General features: G+C 45.0%; 22 protein-coding genes. 3 read left to right on the forward strand and 19 right to left on the reverse strand.

What is annotated here, in order from left to right; translation table 11 throughout:
- Nucleotides 1–209: 209 nt before the first annotated feature.
- The 14 genes from Q4Q46_RS16320 to flgB all read right to left on the reverse strand — a co-directional run bounded on the left by Q4Q46_RS16320 (nucleotide 210) and on the right by flgB (nucleotide 11,916).
- On the reverse strand, nucleotides 210–1,016 hold the full coding sequence (locus Q4Q46_RS16320; protein ID WP_261272823.1) for a flagellin N-terminal helical domain-containing protein: 807 nt from the start codon (nucleotides 1,014–1,016) through the stop codon (nucleotides 210–212).
- Between the two features lie 221 nt (nucleotides 1,017–1,237).
- Nucleotides 1,238–2,038, reverse strand: a complete 801-nt coding sequence (locus Q4Q46_RS16325; RefSeq protein WP_248068746.1) for a flagellin N-terminal helical domain-containing protein — start codon at nucleotides 2,036–2,038, stop codon at nucleotides 1,238–1,240.
- A 134-nt stretch (nucleotides 2,039–2,172) separates the two neighbouring features.
- On the reverse strand, nucleotides 2,173–3,186 hold the full coding sequence (locus Q4Q46_RS16330; protein ID WP_311906488.1) for a hypothetical protein: 1,014 nt from the start codon (nucleotides 3,184–3,186) through the stop codon (nucleotides 2,173–2,175).
- Between the two features lie 12 nt (nucleotides 3,187–3,198).
- Nucleotides 3,199–4,116 carry a flagellar hook-associated protein FlgL gene (gene flgL / locus Q4Q46_RS16335; protein ID WP_311906489.1) on the reverse strand — a complete coding sequence of 306 codons (918 nt, stop codon included), beginning with the start codon at nucleotides 4,114–4,116 and terminating at the stop codon, nucleotides 3,199–3,201.
- Nucleotides 4,117–4,127: 11 nt separating this feature from the next.
- A complete protein-coding gene (flgK, locus tag Q4Q46_RS16340) occupies nucleotides 4,128–5,501 on the reverse strand; it encodes a flagellar hook-associated protein FlgK (RefSeq protein WP_311906490.1) in 1,374 nt (457 codons plus the stop codon).
- A complete protein-coding gene (locus Q4Q46_RS16345; RefSeq protein WP_226058353.1) occupies nucleotides 5,498–5,905 on the reverse strand; it encodes a rod-binding protein in 408 nt (135 codons plus the stop codon). Before Q4Q46_RS16345 ends, flgK begins: the two co-directional genes overlap by 4 nt.
- On the reverse strand, nucleotides 5,905–7,017 hold the full coding sequence (locus Q4Q46_RS16350; RefSeq protein ID WP_006083391.1) for a flagellar basal body P-ring protein FlgI: 1,113 nt from the start codon (nucleotides 7,015–7,017) through the stop codon (nucleotides 5,905–5,907). Before Q4Q46_RS16350 ends, Q4Q46_RS16345 begins: the two co-directional genes overlap by 1 nt.
- A gap of 14 nt (nucleotides 7,018–7,031) precedes the next feature.
- Nucleotides 7,032–7,694: a flagellar basal body L-ring protein FlgH gene (flgH, locus tag Q4Q46_RS16355; protein WP_311906492.1), complete on the reverse strand. Its 663-nt coding sequence runs from the start codon at nucleotides 7,692–7,694 to the stop codon at nucleotides 7,032–7,034.
- A gap of 10 nt (nucleotides 7,695–7,704) precedes the next feature.
- On the reverse strand, nucleotides 7,705–8,490 hold the full coding sequence (gene flgG, locus Q4Q46_RS16360; protein ID WP_259565447.1) for a flagellar basal-body rod protein FlgG: 786 nt from the start codon (nucleotides 8,488–8,490) through the stop codon (nucleotides 7,705–7,707).
- An 11-nt stretch (nucleotides 8,491–8,501) separates the two neighbouring features.
- Nucleotides 8,502–9,236, reverse strand: coding sequence for a flagellar basal body rod protein FlgF (locus Q4Q46_RS16365; protein ID WP_311906493.1), 735 nt, complete (start codon nucleotides 9,234–9,236; stop codon nucleotides 8,502–8,504).
- Nucleotides 9,237–9,250: 14 nt separating this feature from the next.
- A complete protein-coding gene (gene flgE, locus Q4Q46_RS16370; protein ID WP_311906494.1) occupies nucleotides 9,251–10,453 on the reverse strand; it encodes a flagellar hook protein FlgE in 1,203 nt (400 codons plus the stop codon).
- Nucleotides 10,454–10,475: 22 nt separating this feature from the next.
- Entirely contained in the window at nucleotides 10,476–11,138 is a 663-nt protein-coding gene (locus tag Q4Q46_RS16375; RefSeq protein WP_011848030.1) for a flagellar hook assembly protein FlgD, read from the reverse strand.
- A gap of 2 nt (nucleotides 11,139–11,140) precedes the next feature.
- A complete protein-coding gene (flgC, locus tag Q4Q46_RS16380) occupies nucleotides 11,141–11,557 on the reverse strand; it encodes a flagellar basal body rod protein FlgC (RefSeq protein WP_006083397.1) in 417 nt (138 codons plus the stop codon).
- Nucleotides 11,558–11,565: 8 nt separating this feature from the next.
- Nucleotides 11,566–11,916, reverse strand: a complete 351-nt coding sequence (flgB, locus tag Q4Q46_RS16385; protein WP_006083398.1) for a flagellar basal body rod protein FlgB — start codon at nucleotides 11,914–11,916, stop codon at nucleotides 11,566–11,568.
- Nucleotides 11,917–12,012: 96 nt separating this feature from the next.
- Here flgB and flgA point away from each other — a divergent pair, with 96 nt between their 5' ends.
- From flgA to Q4Q46_RS16400, 3 genes are all read left to right on the forward strand, one after another.
- Nucleotides 12,013–12,750 (forward strand): flagellar basal body P-ring formation chaperone FlgA, encoded by a 738-nt coding sequence (flgA, locus tag Q4Q46_RS16390; protein WP_311906495.1) that lies wholly within the window; start codon nucleotides 12,013–12,015, stop codon nucleotides 12,748–12,750.
- Nucleotides 12,751–12,850: 100 nt separating this feature from the next.
- Complete coding sequence (gene flgM, locus Q4Q46_RS16395) at nucleotides 12,851–13,132, forward strand: flagellar biosynthesis anti-sigma factor FlgM (protein WP_113940828.1); 282 nt, start codon at nucleotides 12,851–12,853, stop codon at nucleotides 13,130–13,132.
- Complete coding sequence (locus tag Q4Q46_RS16400) at nucleotides 13,125–13,580, forward strand: flagellar protein FlgN (protein WP_028761850.1); 456 nt, start codon at nucleotides 13,125–13,127, stop codon at nucleotides 13,578–13,580. The genes flgM and Q4Q46_RS16400 overlap by 8 nt, the downstream gene beginning before the upstream one ends.
- Nucleotides 13,581–13,665: 85 nt before the next feature.
- Here the strand turns inward: Q4Q46_RS16400 and Q4Q46_RS16405 are convergent, their stop codons facing one another.
- The 5 genes from Q4Q46_RS16405 to fliF are packed head-to-tail and all read right to left on the reverse strand — an operon-like array spanning nucleotide 13,666 to nucleotide 18,785.
- Nucleotides 13,666–14,091 carry a hypothetical protein gene (locus Q4Q46_RS16405; RefSeq protein WP_311906496.1) on the reverse strand — a complete coding sequence of 142 codons (426 nt, stop codon included), beginning with the start codon at nucleotides 14,089–14,091 and terminating at the stop codon, nucleotides 13,666–13,668.
- Nucleotides 14,069–15,418, reverse strand: a complete 1,350-nt coding sequence (locus tag Q4Q46_RS16410) for a FliI/YscN family ATPase (protein WP_311906497.1) — start codon at nucleotides 15,416–15,418, stop codon at nucleotides 14,069–14,071. Before Q4Q46_RS16410 ends, Q4Q46_RS16405 begins: the two co-directional genes overlap by 23 nt.
- Complete coding sequence (fliH, locus tag Q4Q46_RS16415) at nucleotides 15,396–16,106, reverse strand: flagellar assembly protein FliH (protein WP_259507212.1); 711 nt, start codon at nucleotides 16,104–16,106, stop codon at nucleotides 15,396–15,398. The genes Q4Q46_RS16410 and fliH overlap by 23 nt, the downstream gene beginning before the upstream one ends.
- Nucleotides 16,106–17,092, reverse strand: a complete 987-nt coding sequence (locus Q4Q46_RS16420) for a flagellar motor switch protein FliG (RefSeq protein WP_011848037.1) — start codon at nucleotides 17,090–17,092, stop codon at nucleotides 16,106–16,108. The genes fliH and Q4Q46_RS16420 overlap by 1 nt, the downstream gene beginning before the upstream one ends.
- Nucleotides 17,093–17,108: 16 nt before the next feature.
- Nucleotides 17,109–18,785 (reverse strand): flagellar basal-body MS-ring/collar protein FliF, encoded by a 1,677-nt coding sequence (gene fliF, locus Q4Q46_RS16425; protein WP_311906498.1) that lies wholly within the window; start codon nucleotides 18,783–18,785, stop codon nucleotides 17,109–17,111.

The raw sequence follows: 18,785 nt of genomic DNA on the forward strand, positions 1-18,785 counted from the left end.
TCTCCAGAAAATAACGAGCATTTGGGGTAGACCTGAACTCAGGGATAACTAACTAAGGCGACAGTAAAAACAAATAACTAAAACCTATGTTCAAAAACACCTGCATTTACAATAAAAATCAGGATTAGATGAAATACACCAAACACCATAAAAAATGCCAGCAAGCTGGCATTAAAACTAACACTGACTAGCGGACTAATTAATTGTAATTAGCGCAGTAGACCCATCACTAAACCCGTATTTTGGTTAGCTGAAGACAGAACCGTTGTACCCGCTTGAACTAATAATTGGTTGCGCGTCATATTGGCAGATTCAACCGCAAAATCGGCATCCATAATACGACCTGCTGCGGCTTTAGTGTTTTCAGTCACACTGGCGAGGTTAGCCGCAGTATGGCCAAGACGATTAATGTTGGCACCTAAGGTAGAGCGGGCCGTGCCCACTTCTTTAATATAAGTATCAACGGCTGTTATTGCCGTTGTCGCATTCGCCCCTGAAGTTAAATCACCACCAACATCCGTAGGTTTTGCAATTAAAACATCTAAGGTTTCAGTAGTACCAGCACCAATTTGGAATTTAACACCAGTTCCAGTACTTAATGTGGCGAATAAATCATTACCCGCATAGGTAGTCTTGCCCATGATACGAGTTGACTCTTTAATCAACGCTTGAAACTCATCATCCAATGCTTTCAAATCAGCTGTCGAGTTCACACCGTTGGCGGCTTGGGTTGCCAATTCTTTCTGGCGGTTGGCAATAGTCGTCAACTCTTCTAACGCGCCATCAGCAGTTTGTAGCATAGAGGTCGCATCAGAAATATTACGTGAAGCTGTTTCCATACCTTTCACGTTAGCGCTCATGCGGTTAGCAATTTGCAGACCCGCTGCATCATCAGATGCGCTATTGATACGTAAACCAGTAGACAAACGCTCCATAGCATTAGTCAATAGGTTATTACTTTTGTTAACAGCACCTTGTGCAACAATTGAAGCGTAATTAGTATGAACACCTAACATATGTAGTTCTCCAGAAAATAACGAGCATTTGGGGTAGACCTGAACTCAGGGATAACTAACTAAGGCGACAGCAACAGCACACAACTAAAATCGATATTTAAAAATAGAGCGCATTGGTACTGTAAAAATCAGACTTAAATGGCATGCGCCAAACACCATAAAAAATGCCAGCAAGCTAAGCTCACTGGCATTGAAAAGAAAACTAACTGGCTTAACTAGAATTAGCGCAGTAACCCCATGACTAAACCCGTATTTTGGTTAGCAGAAGACAGAACCGTTGTACCCGCTTGAACTAATAATTGGTTGCGCGTCATATTGGCAGATTCAACCGCAAAATCGGCATCCATAATACGGCCAGCAGCGGCTTTAGTATTTTCAGTCACGCTAGCTAAGTTAGCTGAGGTATGACCAAGACGGTTAATGTTAGCACCTAAGGTAGAACGGGCAGTACCTACTGCCTTAATATACGCATCAACATCGGTTATTGCTTGAGTTGATTTAGCCGTATCTTTTAAATCGCCAGCAACTGCAGTAGGCTTAGCACTGGTTACAGTTAACGTTTCTGTAGTGCCTGCACCAATTTGAAACTGGACTCCCCCCTCCAACTTAGTAAATAAATCATTACCTGCATAAGTTGTATTGGTCATGATACGAGCCGACTCTTTAATCAACTCTTGGAATTCAGCATCAAGTGCTAACCTATCAGCATCAGAGTTCACACCGTTCGCCGCTTGGGTCGCCAATTCTTTCTGACGGTTGGCAATAATAGTTAATTCTTCTAATGCACCGTCAGCAGTTTGCAGCATAGACGTCGCATCAGAAATATTGCGTGAAGCTGTTTCCATACCTTTCACGTTAGCGCTCATGCGGTTAGCAATTTGCAGACCCGCTGCATCATCAGATGCGCTGTTGATACGTAAACCCGTCGACAAACGCTCCATAGCATTAGTTAATAGGTTATTACTTTTATTTACAGCACCCTGCGCAACGATTGAAGCGTAATTAGTATGAACACCTAACATAGTAGTTCTCCAGAAAATAACGATTTTTTTGGTTAGGCCTGAATCCAGGCATAACTCATTAAAGCGACATAAATAACGCATCACTAAAACGCTATCGGTTATTTTTATGATCTAAATTAGGTGAGGTTCAAAAACTAGATTAACAGTGCACTAACCTGCTCACGGTTAGTATTTCCCTGCGCCATCAGTGAAGTCACTTGATAGGCAAAAGGATGAGGTTGCATAAATTTATGCAAATGCTGTAATTCAATTGTAGGCTGACTCGAGGCAGTTAATTGCTTTACCTTCACCAACAGTAAGCGGTGTGATGCTTTGATGTCATCAATTTGTACTGTGACTTTTTTTTCAACTTTTAACACTTTTGCTAACGTCATTTTCAGCTTTTCAACTTCGGAAAAATTCCATTCACGGGGATCCTGCCAACTAAACTTCTCTTCTAGTTGTATATTTCTCGGCTCTCCCGCAGGCAATCTTTGCCCTTCGCCAACCATTAAAATCCCACCACTGAGCCTCATCCAAGTCTCATGCGGTGCTGTAAACACAGTGTCATTGGTCGATAAGCGGTCAATACTGATCCCAATCGAAGCTAAAACAGGCTCTATAATATCTTGAAGTTCTGTTCGGTTTTTATTCGCCGGTAAGAACAAATGCAATGTTTGCTTTTCAGTAAAAAGCGTAATCCGCTCATCGCGGTTCTTAGGTGAAGTGAGATCGACTCGTCGGAACCTAAAAAAATGTAATGCCGCAGGCTGGGATGCTGAAATCAAATTCAAGTGATGATCGAGTAAACGCTTTCCTTGGTAATAAGGCTTAATTTCGATTAATTGCCTACGACATTCTTCTGCTTTATGTAATGCGTCTTCAACAACCGAACTTTTACTGAACAAGCACGTTTGCAACTGTTTGTTTAGCTGACCTAGGATACTTTTAGCCGAGCTCAAGCTCTGCAGCACCACTTGTGATGCACTAATATTATGTTGCTCTTGAGTCACTTTGGCCCAACGTCCATAAGCTTCCAATCTATGTTTAGGTATGGGCCTCGCTTTCGGTGCGCTGCGGGGTGCACCTGATATCGGAGCAACATAATGGGACGTTACCGTCTGACTTTGACGTAACTGACTAAGTGACTCACCTATCCCTTTGATCATTTAACTCATTACCTACATATGATTGAAAAGGGACAGTTGGCTTATCTGTACAAAAGTTTGCTGGGTAATTTTTAATGCGGTTAATTTGACATTGAACTCGGCAGTGGCAGCGGCATAATCGAGCTCCTGCGTTTCACCTATCACTTGTTTACTAAACAACACCATTTCTTCATGGGAGCTTTTAACTAAAGCGAGATTATTTTGCTTGCCACCGAAATCGGTAATCGCCGCACCTATGCTATCTAAGGTTTCGTTTAACGCTGTTTGTATTCCGCTAGCAGCCGCACTGAAAGCGGCATCGCTTGGTGATAAGCTTGGGTCCTTTAGTACGTTAATATAGTCCATTGTTTGATTTAAAATATCTTGGCCAGCATTGGAGAATAAAACCTTTTCGGCGGTGACATTAGCTGTAGTCCATGACGAGTTAGAGGTTTGCACCGTTCTCTCGCTAGCATCGCCTTGATAGACATATCGCCCAGTTGCATCCTTCACTACCGCAGCTTTCTCAATCGCGTTACCCGAAAACAGGTAATTACCCGACTCATCGGTAGCATTAATATTGTCCACTAATCCCTTTAAGAGTTCTTCCATTTCAGAAGCATAGGATGCTCTATCCTCTTTCGAGAGATTCGAGCTATTAGTAGCGATACTGATTTCCTTCATCCGCTGCTGTGTCTCAACCATGCTAGATAAATAAGTTTCGGCGCGGCTCATGCTGGTACTTAAGGAATCAATATTTTTAACGTATTGCTGCACTAACGCGAGATCGCGCTGATTATCCATCACCCGAACGACACCAATTGGATCATCTGAAGGCGACAGTATTGAAACACCTTTAGAGAGCATTTGATTCAAACGTGCCACATCATACGTAGTGTTCTGCAAACTGTTTAAATTGTTAGTGTATAAATTTTGCATTGTTACACGCATGAATAAAGTCCTTAAAAGCTACTGAGCATGGTTTGAAACAGTTGATCTGCGGTGGAAATCACCTTCGCATTTGCCATATATGACTGCTGATAGATGATCAAATTGATCCCTTCTTCGTCGGGATTCACACCACTGGTACTCGCCCATTGGGACTGCGCATCTTTCTGTAAATCAACACTGGTTTTAGCAAATGAAATCGCTTGGCGAGAAGCTGAACCTAACTGGCCGACCTTGCTAGAGAAGGATTCCGCTAAGCTTGTATTACTGCCAAGACTAGTAAAACTCAGCTCTTTATTCGCTAGCTGCACTAAGGCTTTTAAATTTGTGTTATCGCCTTGGGTACCATCTTTACCAAAGGCAAGTTTATCAGGCGTAAAGCCAGCCGTTAGAGATAAGCTTCCCCCTGGGTTATTGGCTTGATAAGTAAATAAATCCTGTGAAGGTGTCGCACCATTTAAGTCAGTGCCTGAAGCAAGAATAGAATTAAACTCGGTCGCTAACATTACCGCTAATTCATCTATGTACTCTTGCGAGTCCGCGAGCTGAACATCACGGTAAGTAAGCAAGGCACCTAAACTGCCACCAGCGGTTTCATCAACATTAAACTGGCTGGAACCAAACTGGATAGTCACCAGATCATTTTTAGGATTGGCAGGATCGGGAGCGCTCGCTAATTTAGCCGCCGTATTCCCAGTCAATAATGGCTCACCTCGGGCCAGCGAGATATTGACCATGCCTTGGCTATCTTCAACAACCCGAATATCTAAAATCGCCGCTAAGTCATCAATCGCAGCATCTCGACTATCTTGCAGTGCTGGCGGAATCGTTCCTGTCACACTCGCCGCCTGAATGTCACGGTTGAAACTGGCGATAATATTAAGTTGTGAGTTGATCTCTTTAACGGATGAACCAAGCTGTCCATTGATCTGATTACGTTGCGAATCAATATTGTCGTTGATTGCATTCACTCTTTGGGCAACGGCCTTAGCCTCATTAAGTACACCTTGTCGGTAGGCGATGAGATTAGGCTGTTCCATTGATGAATTTAGGGCGGCAAATAATTGATCTAGGCCCTTGGAAACATTGTTCCCTTCGGCACCAAATACTTGTTCAGCCTGACGCAAATAGCTGCTTTGTACTTTAGAAAAGCCAACTGCACTCGTGGTTTGCCATAACTGCGCGACTTCGTACTGATCAGAGATCCGCCTTACACCATCCACAAAAACGCCTGCGCCGGAACCATAAGCACCGCCGCCAACCGAACTTAACATCACCTGCTGACGTGAATAGCCTGCAACCATAGAATTAGTAACGTTATTTGAAGTTGCATTCAATGCCGCCATGCTTGCCAATAAGCCAGACTTACCAATGTTCAACATGCTCATTTAAAATCCTTCACAACGGGCCGCATAATAAGTGCAGGCTGCATCGCTGTTGTTGTCATCTGTTGAGGATCAAAGGCGACCGGATCTTTCTCGGACTGAAATGAACGTGATAGCTGCTTAGTCATCACTTCAGCTAAACCCATACCATTAACTTGGCTTAAACGACTCGCCAATTCCGCATCATGTAAATCTTGATAAATTCCATTATTGCTTTTGGAGGTTAAAGGACTATCTTCATCGGCCATAGCGTCAGTGGCTGAGCGCATTTGTTTAAGTACCGTTTGCAGGAACTGCGCCTCAAACTGCTGGCTGACTAATTTCAGTGCACCTTGCTCGCCATTCGCCTTGATCAAATCATCGGCATTGAGCTTATTTAAATAACCGCCCGTATTTTCAACTTTCATTAGATCACCACCAAATCAGCTTCTAAGGAACCAGCTTCTGACAAGGCTTCAAGAATTGCCATCAAGTCCATTGGGGTCGCACCTAAACTATTAACCGCACGGACAATCTCTTCTATTGATGTTCCCTCAGGCCAAACGAACATACGTTTGTTACCTTGCTCAACCAATACCTGACTATCATTTGTCACCACGGTTTCGCCAGCGGCATTACCAAGATAAGCCCCATTGGGTTGACTCACGTTTTCACGTTCAACAATAGTGACGGTCAGATTGCCATGACTCACCGCAGCCTTACGGACAACAACATCGCCCCCTAATACCACAGTGCCAGTTCGACTATTGAACACAATTCGAGGTGAACGTCGGCCTTGGTCAATCTTAAGCTCTTCAAGCATTGACATGAAAGTCACACGCTCTCGATTCGATTTAGGCGCATGTACCAAGACCTTGGCATGATCCTGCGCACGCGCAATATCAGGGCCAAATAGTTCATTAACAGCCCGTTCAATATTGCGGGCAGTTTTAAAGTTGGGATCCTTAAGATTTAAAATGATGTCTTCATTATCACTAAAGTTACTTTTGATGGATGCCTCAAGTAAGGCGCCATTGGGAATGGTGCCAACGGTAGGTACATTGACTGTCACAGAGGAGCCATTTCGACCCGCAGCAGAAATCCCACCAACAACCAAGTTGCCCTGTGCTACCGCGTAAACTTCACCATCGACAGCTCTAAGCGGTGTCATTAACAAGGTTCCGCCCTGCAGACTCTTTGCATCACCGAGGGACGAAACCGTCACATCTAAAGATTGGCCCGGGCTGGCTAAGGACGTAATCGTCGCATGCACAGCAACGGCGGCGACGTTCTTTAATTTGGGATCGGTTTTATCATCAATTTGCACGCCAAACTGTTTGAGCATGTTGACGACGGACTGGCTGGTAAATTTGACTTGAGAGCGGTCGCCAGTCCCATTTAAGCCGACGACTAAACCATAACCGACGAGTTGGTTATCACGTAGACCTTGTACATCAACAACATCCATCAAGTAGCGGCTTTGCTCTTCTGCTTGCAGCGTACCTGTAGCCAAAAGTAACAATAATAAACAACGTAGCATCAAAACATCCTTGGCTAAAGCGGGAACCATGGGCTATTGAAATAGCGAGAAGCCCATCCCATAGCATTACTGTCGGCAATTGCGCCTTGTCCACCATAAATAATTCGAGCATCGGCAATGCGTTGCGATGATATTGTATTGTTATTACCTATATCATCGGTACGTATAATGCCAAGCAGACGTAAATACTCGTCTCCCTGATTTAAGCGCAACCATTTTTCACCGCGGATCAACAAGGTACCATTAGGTAAAACCTTAGAGACGGTTACAGTGATCGAACCAGATAGCTGATTTTGTTGAGTACTGGAGCCAGCGCCATTAAACCCCCTTGAAAAAGAGGTTTTACCGTCGGCATTAGCACTTTTTTCACCGATATTTCCCGTCAGCCCCATACCCATATCTTGTTCTTTGTTGGTCTTGGTATCCGCTTTCTTACTCGAATAGGTTTTTTCATCTAATGCGACGGTTAAAATATCGCCCTCACGGAAAGCACGTTTATCCTTAAAAAGTGTCAACATGAAACCGGGACGATAAAGACTGCCATCCTTTGCATCTGGCAGGCTGTAGTCAATCTCAGGCGGTGCCCACTCTTTAGTTCCAGGTTTCGTTTCCTGATCTGGAATATGCGACATACAACCCGACAGCAGTGCAAACCATAAAAACCATAACCAACGCATGACTGCCTCTCTAAACCGATTGATTGAGGAACTTGAGCATATCGTCAGAAGCTGACACAACCTTGGCATTCATCTCATAAGCTCTCTGCGTGGAAATCATTTCGACCATTTCTTCCACCACGTTGACGTTTGCGCCCTCTAGCGCACCCTGTCTTAAAGCACCTAAAGCTTGATCGCCCGCCACACCTTCAACCGCCACACCCGATGCAGCCGTTTCACGGTAAAGGTTGTCACCACGAGCTTCTAACCCTGCTGGATTAGTAAAGTTAACGAGCGTGATTTGACCTAAATCTTGAGGTTCGGCTTCACCCGCCATTTGTGCTGTAACTACACCGTCGTTGGCAATAGTAACGGTTAGCGCATCTTCGGGGATCACTATGTTCGGCACTAAAGGTAAACCTTGTGACGTGACCATCATGCCTTCACTGCTGCGATAAAACTGACCGTCACGGGTATAAGCAAGATCGCCATTTGGCTCTTCTACTTGGAAAAAACCATGACCTTCGATCGCTAAATCCAACTGCTGACTGGTATTTTGCATATCCCCAGTAGTGAATATTTTTTGAGTACCAACGACTCTCGTTCCTGCACCTAATTGCAGACCCGATGGCAGATTATTCAGTGCATCAACCTGTCCACCTGGCTGACGTTGAACCTGATAAAACAGATCATTAAACGCAACACGGTCACGCTTAAAACCTGTGGTATTCACGTTTGCCAAGTTGTTGGCAATCGCAGTCATTTTCGTATCTTGTGCTGTTAGGCCGGTTTTACTTACCCATAACGCTGATTGCATACCAATAATCCTTAAACATTGCCCAGCAGACGATTACCAGCCTCGGCCAGCTTTTCTGCACTTTTCATTAACTTAACTTGAATCTCAAATTGACGACTCAAATCCATAGATGCAATAAGCTCTGACACGGCCTGCACGTTACTCGACTCAAGGAAGCCACTATCCACTAACACACCTTCATCTTGTGGCACTGCTTGGCCATCACGACGATAGAGCAACCCATCTTGCCCCTTTTGCATTAAGGCAAAGTCAGGATTCACTAGCTTTAATCGGCCCACTTCCTCAATGATCCCGCCTTCAGAGGGTAAAACACTGACTGTGCCGTCTTCACCCACAAAGACATCTTTATGCTCAGGCAACGCTATCGGCCCATCAACGCCTAATACAGGTCGGCCATCGATAGTCAGTTGCCCCTCGGCATTGGTCTCAATTGCACCTGAACGGGTGTATGCTTCAACACCGTCAACAGCCACACTGAACAAGCCACGATCGCGGATCGCTAAATCCAATGAACGGCCCGTAGGATTGATCACCCCACTTTGCTGGCTAAAACCACTACTCTCAGTCTGTGCCATGACCCTTGTGTTCAAACTATTACCTTGAATAGCTAAAGGCACGGCATTAACGCGCTCAAGGTCGGCTTTAAATCCTGCAGTTTCAGCGTTAGCCAAGTTATTCGCGCGAATACTTTGCGCCTCAAGAATACGAACTGCACCACTGGCGGCGGTATAAAGCATCTTCTCCATGTCAGTGTCTCTTCTTAAATGGCATTAAGTAATGCTTGCTGCATAGTCGAGTTCACATCGAGAACTTTGGCGTTGGACTGATAGTTACGCTGTGCCGACATGAGGTTAACCATTTCAGCAGTGGTATCCACATTCGAGCCCTCTAAATACCCACCCGTTACCGTACCCATGGTGCCTGTCGAGGGTGAGCCAATAATGGCTTGCCCCGCGGTATTCGTAGCCACCCAAGCATTGTTACTCACGGCTGACAAACCATTGGGATTACTGAAGTTTGCGAGGACGACCTGCCCCTGTAGTTGATCTTGGCCGTTGGTATAAGTGCCATACAACATGCCATTGTCATCTAGACGCACACCTTTTAATTCACCCGAGGTGTAACCGTCTTGAGATAAGCTGGAGTTGTTGTATTTGGCTGCATATTGAGTGCTTTTATCGAAGTTGATATCAAATTTGAGCGGTGATGCTCCGTTGCTCAATGTAAGGTCGAAGGTATCTTTTGTCGTGGTCGGATCTAAAATCCCTTTCGAATCGAATTTTAATGTTGTTTGGTCTGGCAGCAGAGTCCCATCGAGAGTGTAATTAACCGTCCACTCATTAGGTGCTGTTTTCACATAATATTGCGTAACAACATGCTCAGTTCCTAGAGAATCGTAAACACTCGTGGTTCCAATGGAGTGATAGCTATCGATATTTTTAGGATCAAATGGAACCGCTGGTACGGCTGGAGGAATAACATCAACTCGTGCATCAAGATTTGAAACCATGCTGACATTCGTTGTGGCTTTCGCCGCCAAAGATGCGGTTTGTACCTGTAAATCACCTGCATTACCGGTTTGTAATCTTCCTGTCGCATTGACAGAATACCCCTGTAAACGGCTCCCCACAGGATCGGTAATAAATCCTTCGCTATCCTTATGGAACATCCCGGCTCTGGCATACATAGCACCGCCGTCGTTTCCCTTGAGCACAAAAAAGCCTTCGCCTTGGATCCCCATATCAAGCTGGCGACCGGTATAAGTTAAGCTGCCACCTTTAGAGAAGTTTTGGCTCGTTGACATCACGCCAACGCCACCCGCCTGACCACCATTATAAATAGATGCGAATTCACTACGGCCACCACGAAAACCACTCGTAGAAGCGTTAGCAATATTGTTACTGATGGTATTGAGGTCTTGGGTTGTCGCCTGTAAACCACTTAAAGCTATGTTAAATGACATCTTAATATCCTATAAAAATAATTTACGAAACTTCAGAAATATTGAGCACAGAAACGACACCGACACCATGGCCCATTTCAGCCATCATCATGCCGGATGCACTAGAGAAATGGACTCTCTCAATCGGTGCCTTAATATACGTTGGCGCGACTAAACTATTTTCACCTAGTGTCGCCTTAGCTTTGATTTCATATTGGCCAGCAGACAATCCCAACTCAGCAGGATCGATAGAGAAGCGAACGTCACCAACATCCTGAGCACCGAGTTGAATGGTGCTAACGACTTGACCTTGCGCATCGATAATTTCAAGGTCTAAGCCTTCAGCGGCATTTTCTAAATACACTTTGCCTTCAACTGCTTCACCATCGAGTTGAAACTCAGAGGCTGGCACCATGGCATTCTTACCAATTAAAGATGCCGACTGCACTATGCCCAAATTTTCCATCATGACCATTTGGTTTGACTGATTTTTCCGCATGCCCTCTAAGCTTTCGACCTGCGAAAACTGCGCTAATTGAGAGATATACTCAGCACTGTTAAGCGGTTTGGTGGGATCTTGGTTCTTGATTTGCGCGATCATTAAGGTCATGAATTCATTTTTTAATGATGCAGCATCATTCCCAGGTGCCGCTAATGCACCAGCAGGATTCTGAACTGAGTTGTTACCAGAGCGGGCCAATTCCATTGTTATTTATTCCCTAGCTGCAATAAACCTTGCTGCATAGAGCGCGCACGATTCATGATTTCAACACTGGTTTCAAATGAACGACTTGCCGCCATCATGTCGGCCATTTCTTCAATCGTGTTCACGTTGGAGTAGGCGACATATCCTTGTTCATTGGCAAAGGGATGATTAGGCTCATAGCGCATATCTAATGGTGCATCCGCCTGCACTATATCGCTCACCTCAATCGAGGCACCGATTGCGCCTTGTTGAGTAGAATCATAAATAGTCGCAAATACAGGCTTTAAGGCTCGATATGCCGACTCAGGGTTTTCAGCGGCTGTACCTGCGTTAGCAAGATTACTCGCAACCGTATTCAAACGTATGGTTTGGGCATTCATGCCAGCACCAGCAATTTGATAAATATCACCAAATGACATATAGGCTCCTAACGACCTTCAATGGCAGACTTTAAACCTGCTATTTTCATGTTTAAAAATGTCAAACTCGTTTGATAATCCATCGCATTCTGTGAATATCTCGCCTGTTCCTTACCGAGTTCAACGGTATTATCATCGGCAGAATTTTGGTAAGGCATGCGATAAGCGAGGTTATACTGTTGATTCATCTGCATACCCGCTTCAACTTGCTTCATAGCAGCTTTGAAATCCAAGTCTCTCGCTTTGTACCCTGGAGTTTCGGCATTGATTAAATTGCTCGCTAATACCTTGCTTCTCTCCACTCTAAAATCGAGTGTTTGAGGATGTATTCCTAATGCTTTATCAAGGTTGATAGCCATCTCAACTCCTAGTACTGTATGCCTAATTAATATAGATGGCCGAGAAGCTTACAATTAGCATGCCAATATAATTTTCAATATAAAACAGTTGGTTAAATGAAATCGCTATTGATATACGGAAAGTTCTTTTCCCTCACTTTCTTACTGAGCATAGGGTTACTTCCGCTCAATGTGCACGCGAAAGGGAAGATCACGGCGACAGAACAAATATCTCAGCAAATGACAAACTCCGTAGCCGCAGAGATAGCTAAGTGGCAACAATCGCAAGAGATAAAAAAAGTCAGCAAAAAAATCACACTGCACATTCCTTCCAGCACAGCCAAGCTAAAAACGTGTAGCACAGCGCTCCAAGTCGAGGCTGCTAAAGGGCTCCCATTCGGTCGAATCCAACGAAAAATAAGCTGTACCTCTGAAGGCTGGTCACTCTATGTTCGGGCCAAGGTTGCTCTCAGCGCCTACATTCCTGTTGCCAACAAAACGCTTAAGAGAGATGAGGTTGTCACATCAGAAAATCTACAATGGCAAATGTTGCCCTTAACTGCGTCAGATCAAGACATTATTACTGATGAAAAACACATTTTAGGGCAAGCGGTGGCCAGAAAAATAAGAAAAAACAAACCCATAAGAGCAAGCAATTTAAGTGCACCAGAACTCGTGAGCATAGGAGATGAAGTGATTATTGAAGCAGTCAGTGCCACCTTTTATGCCAATATGATTGGGATTGCTATGGATGCGGGTAAACAAGGTGATGCCATTAGAGTGAGGAATAGTAGTTCAGGGAAAATCATTACCGCCTACCCCATAGCTAAGGGGAGAGTTGAAACCCGTTTTTAACATTCAGGTCACCTGAGGATAAATTTAAAAATTTATTTTAGATTTATCCTATTTAGGTCGCCTATATCTAATATCTAGCCATTTATGACGATGAACATCTATGGAAATTAATAAAATTAGCAGTGCCTTGAGCACTGAGTTCAGCACGAGTAAGAGCGCTAATACGCCCAGAAAGCCCGTTGAATCAGAAAATCTATCAACGCCAACACGACAAGATATTAGTCACGACTGGCAATTGTTAGAACAAACCCAGAAAGAGTTACATACCATCTCCGACGTTGACACAGATAAAGTTGCTGCTATACGTCAGGCTTTAAGTAATGGAAGCTTTGAGCTGAGCTTAGATAAAATTGCAGATAAGATATTGATACAGCATGGATAATAGTCAAGTAAATAAGCGCGAACTTGTTCAAAGTTTAATTCGCGATATTCGTCAAGATCTTGAGGGATATAGTCAATTAAAATCAATGCTTAAGCACCAACGTGAATTAATGCAACGCAGGGATAATGATGCGCTCTTAGCCCATAACGAGCGTCAAACTGCACTGTGTAACAAGTTGGCTTTGAGAGCCAAACAGCGAAGCGAAAATCTAGCGACACTAGGTTTTAATAGTGACAATAGTGGCATGAGACGCTTAATCACGGCGCTACCTGATCACCTAAGACCGCAAATAAAAATGTCATGGGACAACTTGCAGCTGTTAGTTAAAGATAGCCAAACAGCCAATGAAACCAACGGCAGATTGCTCGTAATACAGCAAGAAACGATTAACCGTATCCTGAATCAAGATGGCCAACACCATGAAATTGATTACGGTGCCAAACGCTAGTCAAACTGAATTATTGAGAGTTACCAAAGCCCTCGCTAATGGGACATAGTTTAAAAGGTGGCTCTCAGCTGTAATGACACAGCGCTTATTGGCCTTTATTCTTGTAATAGAAACCCGCCATATCATCAACAACAGCCTGTTCACGGCGCGCCACTTGTGCTTGCTCTTGTATATGTGTTTGTTTTTCAAGCCACTTCAAACCTTGCTGACGCCCTAATTGCTTACGCCATAGGCGATCAATACGCAGCTGTTCCTGTTGTAGAAAGACCTCCTTTTGAGCTAACTTCACCCGCATAGGCTCTAACACTTGCGCCATACTTGCGGAATTTTGCCAGAGCAAAACATTTGAGCCCTCTTTCGCACCACGATAAGTCAATATCATTTGGGCTAAGGCTTGATGTTGTTGTTGATTTAGTTGGACGCTTAGGCTGGAATCATCGCGTTTTTGCCCTAGCTGCGCTAATTTCTTTTCAGCTTGAACACGTAACTTAGAGAGATGACGCTGGCTCATATCCCATAACTCCCATCAACTGTTCCAATTGCACTAAACTTTCAGCCAGATTGACTTTACTGTGTGTGGTCTGGCGTAAAAATCGTGCCATTTCTGGATACACTCGCACAGCAAGATCCATTTCAGGATCTTGGCCAGCTTGGTACCCACCTAAAGGTAATAAGTCTCTGACCTCATTGTAACGACTCAAAAGATGTCTAAAGATCTGACTCTGTTCAATACTGCTAGAGGTCGCTATGTGCATGGCTAAGCGGCTCACTGACGCATTAAGATCAATCGCAGGGAAATGTCCTTGCTCGGCCAATTTACGACTTAGCACTATATGGCCATCTAAAATAGCTCTCGCTGCATCTGCAACAGGATCCTGCTGATCATCACCCTCGGCCAATACGGTATAAAACGCGGTTAGCGTTCCCGTCGGATGTTCACCATTGCCCGCCATTTCCACCAGTCTAGGTAACTGTGCAAATGCCGATGGCGGATAGCCTTTGGTTGCTGGAGGCTCACCTAAACTCAAGGCGATTTCACGCTGTGCCTGAGCATAACGAGTCAATGAGTCGACTAATAGCAACACTTGCTTACCTTGATCTCTAAAAGCACAGGCAATGGAGTGGGATAACCGCATTGCACGTAATCGCATGAGCGGTGTGGTATCGGCAGGTGCTGCAATAATCACAGCCCGTTTACGCCCTTCTTCACCGAGTGTTTCTTCAATAAACTCCCTGACCTCACGGCCACGCTCCCCAATTAAGCCAACCACCACGACATCTGCTTCAGTAAAACGAGTCATCATGCCTAATAACACACTCTTACCCACACCCGAGCCCGCAAAGAGCCCGAGTCGCTGGCCTCTACCGATGGGCAACAAACTATTGATGGCGCGAATACCGACATCTAGCGACTGCCGAATAGGCTGGCGCAGCAAAGGATTGTAACTCGTGTGAGATTGCGGGACTTGTGAAACACCGATTAAATCGCCCAGTAAGTCGAGTGGCTGTCCAAGTCCATCAAGCACCCTGCCAAGCAAACCATCACCAATAGCAATTGTTTGCTCATCCGTAATAGGCAGCACTCTGGCACCTGGCATCAAGCCCTGTGTAGGCTCAATCGGCATAAGGCACAATACGTCCCGATGAAAGCCAACGACTTCAGCCTCAATTAAACGACCATTTCGCCCTTCAATCTGGCAACGATCCCCCATGCCAAGCTGACAGCCAACAGCCTCAAGCAATAGACCATTGACTCGAATGAGACGTCCATAAACCCTTGCAACTGGAACCTGAGGCCAATCGTCATGAAATACATCAGACTCCAATCTCAGCCTCATTCAACTTGGTTTCAACCTGCTTCATGCAAGCATCGAGTCGTGTCTCGACTGAAGCATCTGCATCGGATTTATCACTCACAATTCGACAACTGCCCGCAGAAATACTGCTATCTGCGATGAGGTTCCAGCCACGGATTTTATCTTCCGAGAGCTCTTTTAATTTCACAACCGCACTTGGTTCTAAATGAATTTTGACATCCGCTTGATCATCGGGCAACGCGCTCAAAGTTTCTTCAACAAGCTTGAGAATCTGTTGCGGCTGCAGTGTTAATTCGCAGCGGATCACTTGTTGTGACACTCGGCGCACTAAATCCAAGATCAAATTCTGCTGCTCACGCACCTGCTTTGCATGGCCGTCTTCAAGTAACTCTCTCAAGGCACCAAGTGGCACAAGTAAACTGTTGAGCTGCTCATCGATGGATGATCTACCCGCTGACTGCCCATCTAACTTGCCTTGATGAAAACCAGCAGCATGTCCAGCAATACGACCCTCTTCAAGACCAGCCTCATAACCCGCACTCTTACCTTGGATGACACCTTCGTCATAACCCTCGTCAAATGCTTGTTGATAACTTTGAAAATCACCGCCCGCATCTGAGTTCGATTCAACCGCGTCGTGCAACGCAGGAAAACGATAACGACGTGCGAGATTGGTATTTAGGCGCCAACGAGAATGCTTGTTTTCCATTAGACAACAACCTGTTCTTCAAATAACTGCAATTCAATTTCGCCTTCTTGCATCAATTGCTTTGCCAGTTCCATGATTTCTTTACGCGCACCACTGGCTCGGCTTACAGGCACACCACCTAAGGCTTCAATTTGCGTTTCAATAGCCGACGACATACGTTTTGGTAGCGCATTGAGCAAGGAATCTTTTAGCTCAAAATCAATCCCTTTCAATGCCAAAGACAAGGTTTCGGAAGGTACTTGCCCTAAGAGGGTCTGCAATGTTTCTTGCTTTTGTCGCCCAAGAATAATGAAATCAAACATATTATCGGTTACATCAATCGCCATCTGCTTATCATGGAGCTTAATCATTTCCATCAGCTGCTCTCTATCGCCTTCGAAGCGATTGAGTATATCTGCCACCTGTTTGACACCCGCCACTTGCGTGTGACTTTTCTCCATTGCCATCAACATGCAGCGCTCAACCAGCTCCCGCAGTTCTTCAACAACGTTGCGGTCTAATTCGCCAAGTTGCGCGATACGAACGAGCACCTCATCTTGGCTATCACTGGGCAACATTTTCAGAATTTTAGCGGCACTTTCCGGTGGTAATAATCCCAATAATACCGCTTGTAACTGACAATGCTCATGGGTAATTTCACGGGCAAGTAATTGAGGGTCAACCCATTCGAGGCGCTTAACGAGCACTTTAATCTCATCGCCATAAATACTATCGATGAGACTTTTAGAGACCCTGTCTCCCAACGCGATATCGAGAGTCTTCTGCAAATAGGAGCGCGATGCTCTGGCGATCCCCGACTGTTCTTTGTAACGTTGAAAGAATCGACTTAATACTGCTTCGGCTTCTTGCTGGGTAATACTGGATAACCGCGCCATTTTATGGCTTAAGTGTTGCACATCGTTACGATCCAAATGCGCCATCACCATGGCAGCACCTTCTTCTCCCATACTCAGCAATAACATGGCCGCTTGGGCATAATTGTCCATCTTGATTTCGATTGAATTATTCACCGTCTTTATCGCCTATCCAATGAGCTATCACTTCTGCAACACGCGCGGGTTCTTTATTTGCGAGCAAGGCCAAATGCTCCATTTTAACGGTCAAAGGTGAGCCAGGTTCGGGTAAACCTTGACTACCTAGCCACTCGGCACTCGGTAACTGATGTGGCTGATTTGATGTAGCATCGGCAACAGGTCCATCTAACGCGCCAGCAGGAGCAGCACTTAATGCTACAGGCTCAATCCTAGGAGCCGTTATTTGCGCTGTACGAGTCAAGTGCTTAACCAGCGGCCTTAATACGAACAAAATCAGTCCGAAACCGAGAATGCCGCCAATGATGTAGCGTAAATAAGCTTGGTAATTTTCTGATTGCCACCAAGGTGACGGCGTAAATTCCGCTGTAACAGTTGGGGTAAACTCAAAGGCATTAATGGTAAAACTATCACCTCTCGCCGCCGAGAAACCGATAGCATCCTTGACCATATTGCCAAACTTAACGAGTTGAGCCTCATCATTGAATGCGCCTTGGCTTGTCGCACTGTTAATAAGCACTGAGACAGAGAGATTTTCGAGCTGCATTTGTTGATAACGGACGTGACGCACAGAGCGACCCACGTCATATTGACGACTTTCTTCCTGTTTCAAATTACGGGTTTTGTCATCCGTTGCCGCTTTGCCTGCCTGGGGTGGCTTATTACTTAGTGCTCCTGGAATACCCGCAGCAATACTATTACTTGAATCATCAACACTGGTCCGCTCTTGAGTCACAACATTTTGCGGATCGAGTGATTCCTTGGTTTCTTCAACTTGGTTAAAGTTTACTTTTGCCGTTACCCGTACTTGGAAGTTTTCTTGCCCAAGCACAGGCTCGAGCATAGAGGAGGCATTGGCCACTAGACTATTTTCAAGTTCACGCGTGTACTGTAATTGCTTATTCCTAGACTGGCTAAGATCTTGATTACCTGAAATGTTCTCACTTAAATATCGGCCATCTTGATCGACAACCTTGATATTACTTGCCGTGAGTCCAGTGACACTCCCTGCAACTAAATTAACAATCGCCTCAACCTGTGACTCAGAGAGTCGAGTATTGGGATCTAACTGCAACATCACAGAAGCGGTAGGCAGTTCAGGCTCCTGACGGATAAACAGAGTTTGTTTAGGTATCGCCAAATGAACTCTTGCAGCACGAACTAACTTTAACGACATTATGGTTCGAGCCAATTCACCTTCTAAGCTATTGCGATATTTGGCTTGCTCCATAAATTGGCTCGTACCTAGGGCGGTATTATCAAGAGCCTCCATGCCAGAAGGCACCTTAGCTTTAACGCCTTTGGCGGCCAAGATCATACGAGCATTACCCACTTGCTCTTCTGCAACGAGTACAGCACCAGAATTCGCATCGAGGCGATAATCAATGCCTTCTGCATCTAAAACATTTAAAACCTGAGAAGTATCAACATTTTCTTGGCTACCGTATAAAGGTCGGTAACCCGCCGTTGCCGTCCATAACATCAGCACTATGACACTAGCAACAACCACAGCGAGTAAAGCTAATGCTATGACCTGACGATCACCACGGTTAAAACGATGCCATTTTTGGGTCATGCCAGCAATGAATCCTGACGAAGATTCTGTCCCGGTAATATCCTGACCTGATTGAACAAAAGTGGTAGACAT

Origin of the sequence: Shewanella vaxholmensis (assembly GCF_031932135.1) — a bacterium.
GTDB lineage: Bacteria > Pseudomonadota > Gammaproteobacteria > Enterobacterales > Shewanellaceae > Shewanella > Shewanella hafniensis.

Bases quoted from the DNA above. Each gene is read 5' to 3' on its own strand.
- Q4Q46_RS16320 (WP_261272823.1), bottom strand. From the start codon at position 1,016: ATGTTAGGTGTTCATACTAATTACGCTTCAATTGTTGCACAAGGTGCT.
- Q4Q46_RS16325 (WP_248068746.1), bottom strand. From the start codon at position 2,038: ATGTTAGGTGTTCATACTAATTACGCTTCAATCGTTGCGCAGGGTGCT.
- Q4Q46_RS16330 (WP_311906488.1), bottom strand. From the start codon at position 3,186: ATGATCAAAGGGATAGGTGAGTCACTTAGTCAGTTACGTCAAAGTCAG.
- flgL (WP_311906489.1), bottom strand. From the start codon at position 4,116: ATGCGTGTAACAATGCAAAATTTATACACTAACAATTTAAACAGTTTG.
- flgK (WP_311906490.1), bottom strand. From the start codon at position 5,501: ATGAGCATGTTGAACATTGGTAAGTCTGGCTTATTGGCAAGCATGGCG.
- Q4Q46_RS16345 (WP_226058353.1), bottom strand. From the start codon at position 5,905: ATGAAAGTTGAAAATACGGGCGGTTATTTAAATAAGCTCAATGCCGAT.
- Q4Q46_RS16350 (WP_006083391.1), bottom strand. From the start codon at position 7,017: ATGCTACGTTGTTTATTATTGTTACTTTTGGCTACAGGTACGCTGCAA.
- flgH (WP_311906492.1), bottom strand. From the start codon at position 7,694: ATGCGTTGGTTATGGTTTTTATGGTTTGCACTGCTGTCGGGTTGTATG.
- flgG (WP_259565447.1), bottom strand. From the start codon at position 8,490: ATGCAATCAGCGTTATGGGTAAGTAAAACCGGCCTAACAGCACAAGAT.
- Q4Q46_RS16365 (WP_311906493.1), bottom strand. From the start codon at position 9,236: ATGGAGAAGATGCTTTATACCGCCGCCAGTGGTGCAGTTCGTATTCTT.
- flgE (WP_311906494.1), bottom strand. From the start codon at position 10,453: ATGTCATTTAACATAGCTTTAAGTGGTTTACAGGCGACAACCCAAGAC.
- Q4Q46_RS16375 (WP_011848030.1), bottom strand. From the start codon at position 11,138: ATGGAATTGGCCCGCTCTGGTAACAACTCAGTTCAGAATCCTGCTGGT.
- flgC (WP_006083397.1), bottom strand. From the start codon at position 11,557: ATGTCATTTGGTGATATTTATCAAATTGCTGGTGCTGGCATGAATGCC.
- flgB (WP_006083398.1), bottom strand. From the start codon at position 11,916: ATGGCTATCAACCTTGATAAAGCATTAGGAATACATCCTCAAACACTC.
- flgA (WP_311906495.1), top strand. From the start codon at position 12,013: ATGAAATCGCTATTGATATACGGAAAGTTCTTTTCCCTCACTTTCTTA.
- flgM (WP_113940828.1), top strand. From the start codon at position 12,851: ATGGAAATTAATAAAATTAGCAGTGCCTTGAGCACTGAGTTCAGCACG.
- Q4Q46_RS16400 (WP_028761850.1), top strand. From the start codon at position 13,125: ATGGATAATAGTCAAGTAAATAAGCGCGAACTTGTTCAAAGTTTAATT.
- Q4Q46_RS16405 (WP_311906496.1), bottom strand. From the start codon at position 14,091: ATGAGCCAGCGTCATCTCTCTAAGTTACGTGTTCAAGCTGAAAAGAAA.
- Q4Q46_RS16410 (WP_311906497.1), bottom strand. From the start codon at position 15,418: ATGAGGCTGAGATTGGAGTCTGATGTATTTCATGACGATTGGCCTCAG.
- fliH (WP_259507212.1), bottom strand. From the start codon at position 16,106: ATGGAAAACAAGCATTCTCGTTGGCGCCTAAATACCAATCTCGCACGT.
- Q4Q46_RS16420 (WP_011848037.1), bottom strand. From the start codon at position 17,092: ATGGACAATTATGCCCAAGCGGCCATGTTATTGCTGAGTATGGGAGAA.
- fliF (WP_311906498.1), bottom strand. From the start codon at position 18,785: ATGTCTACCACTTTTGTTCAATCAGGTCAGGATATTACCGGGACAGAA.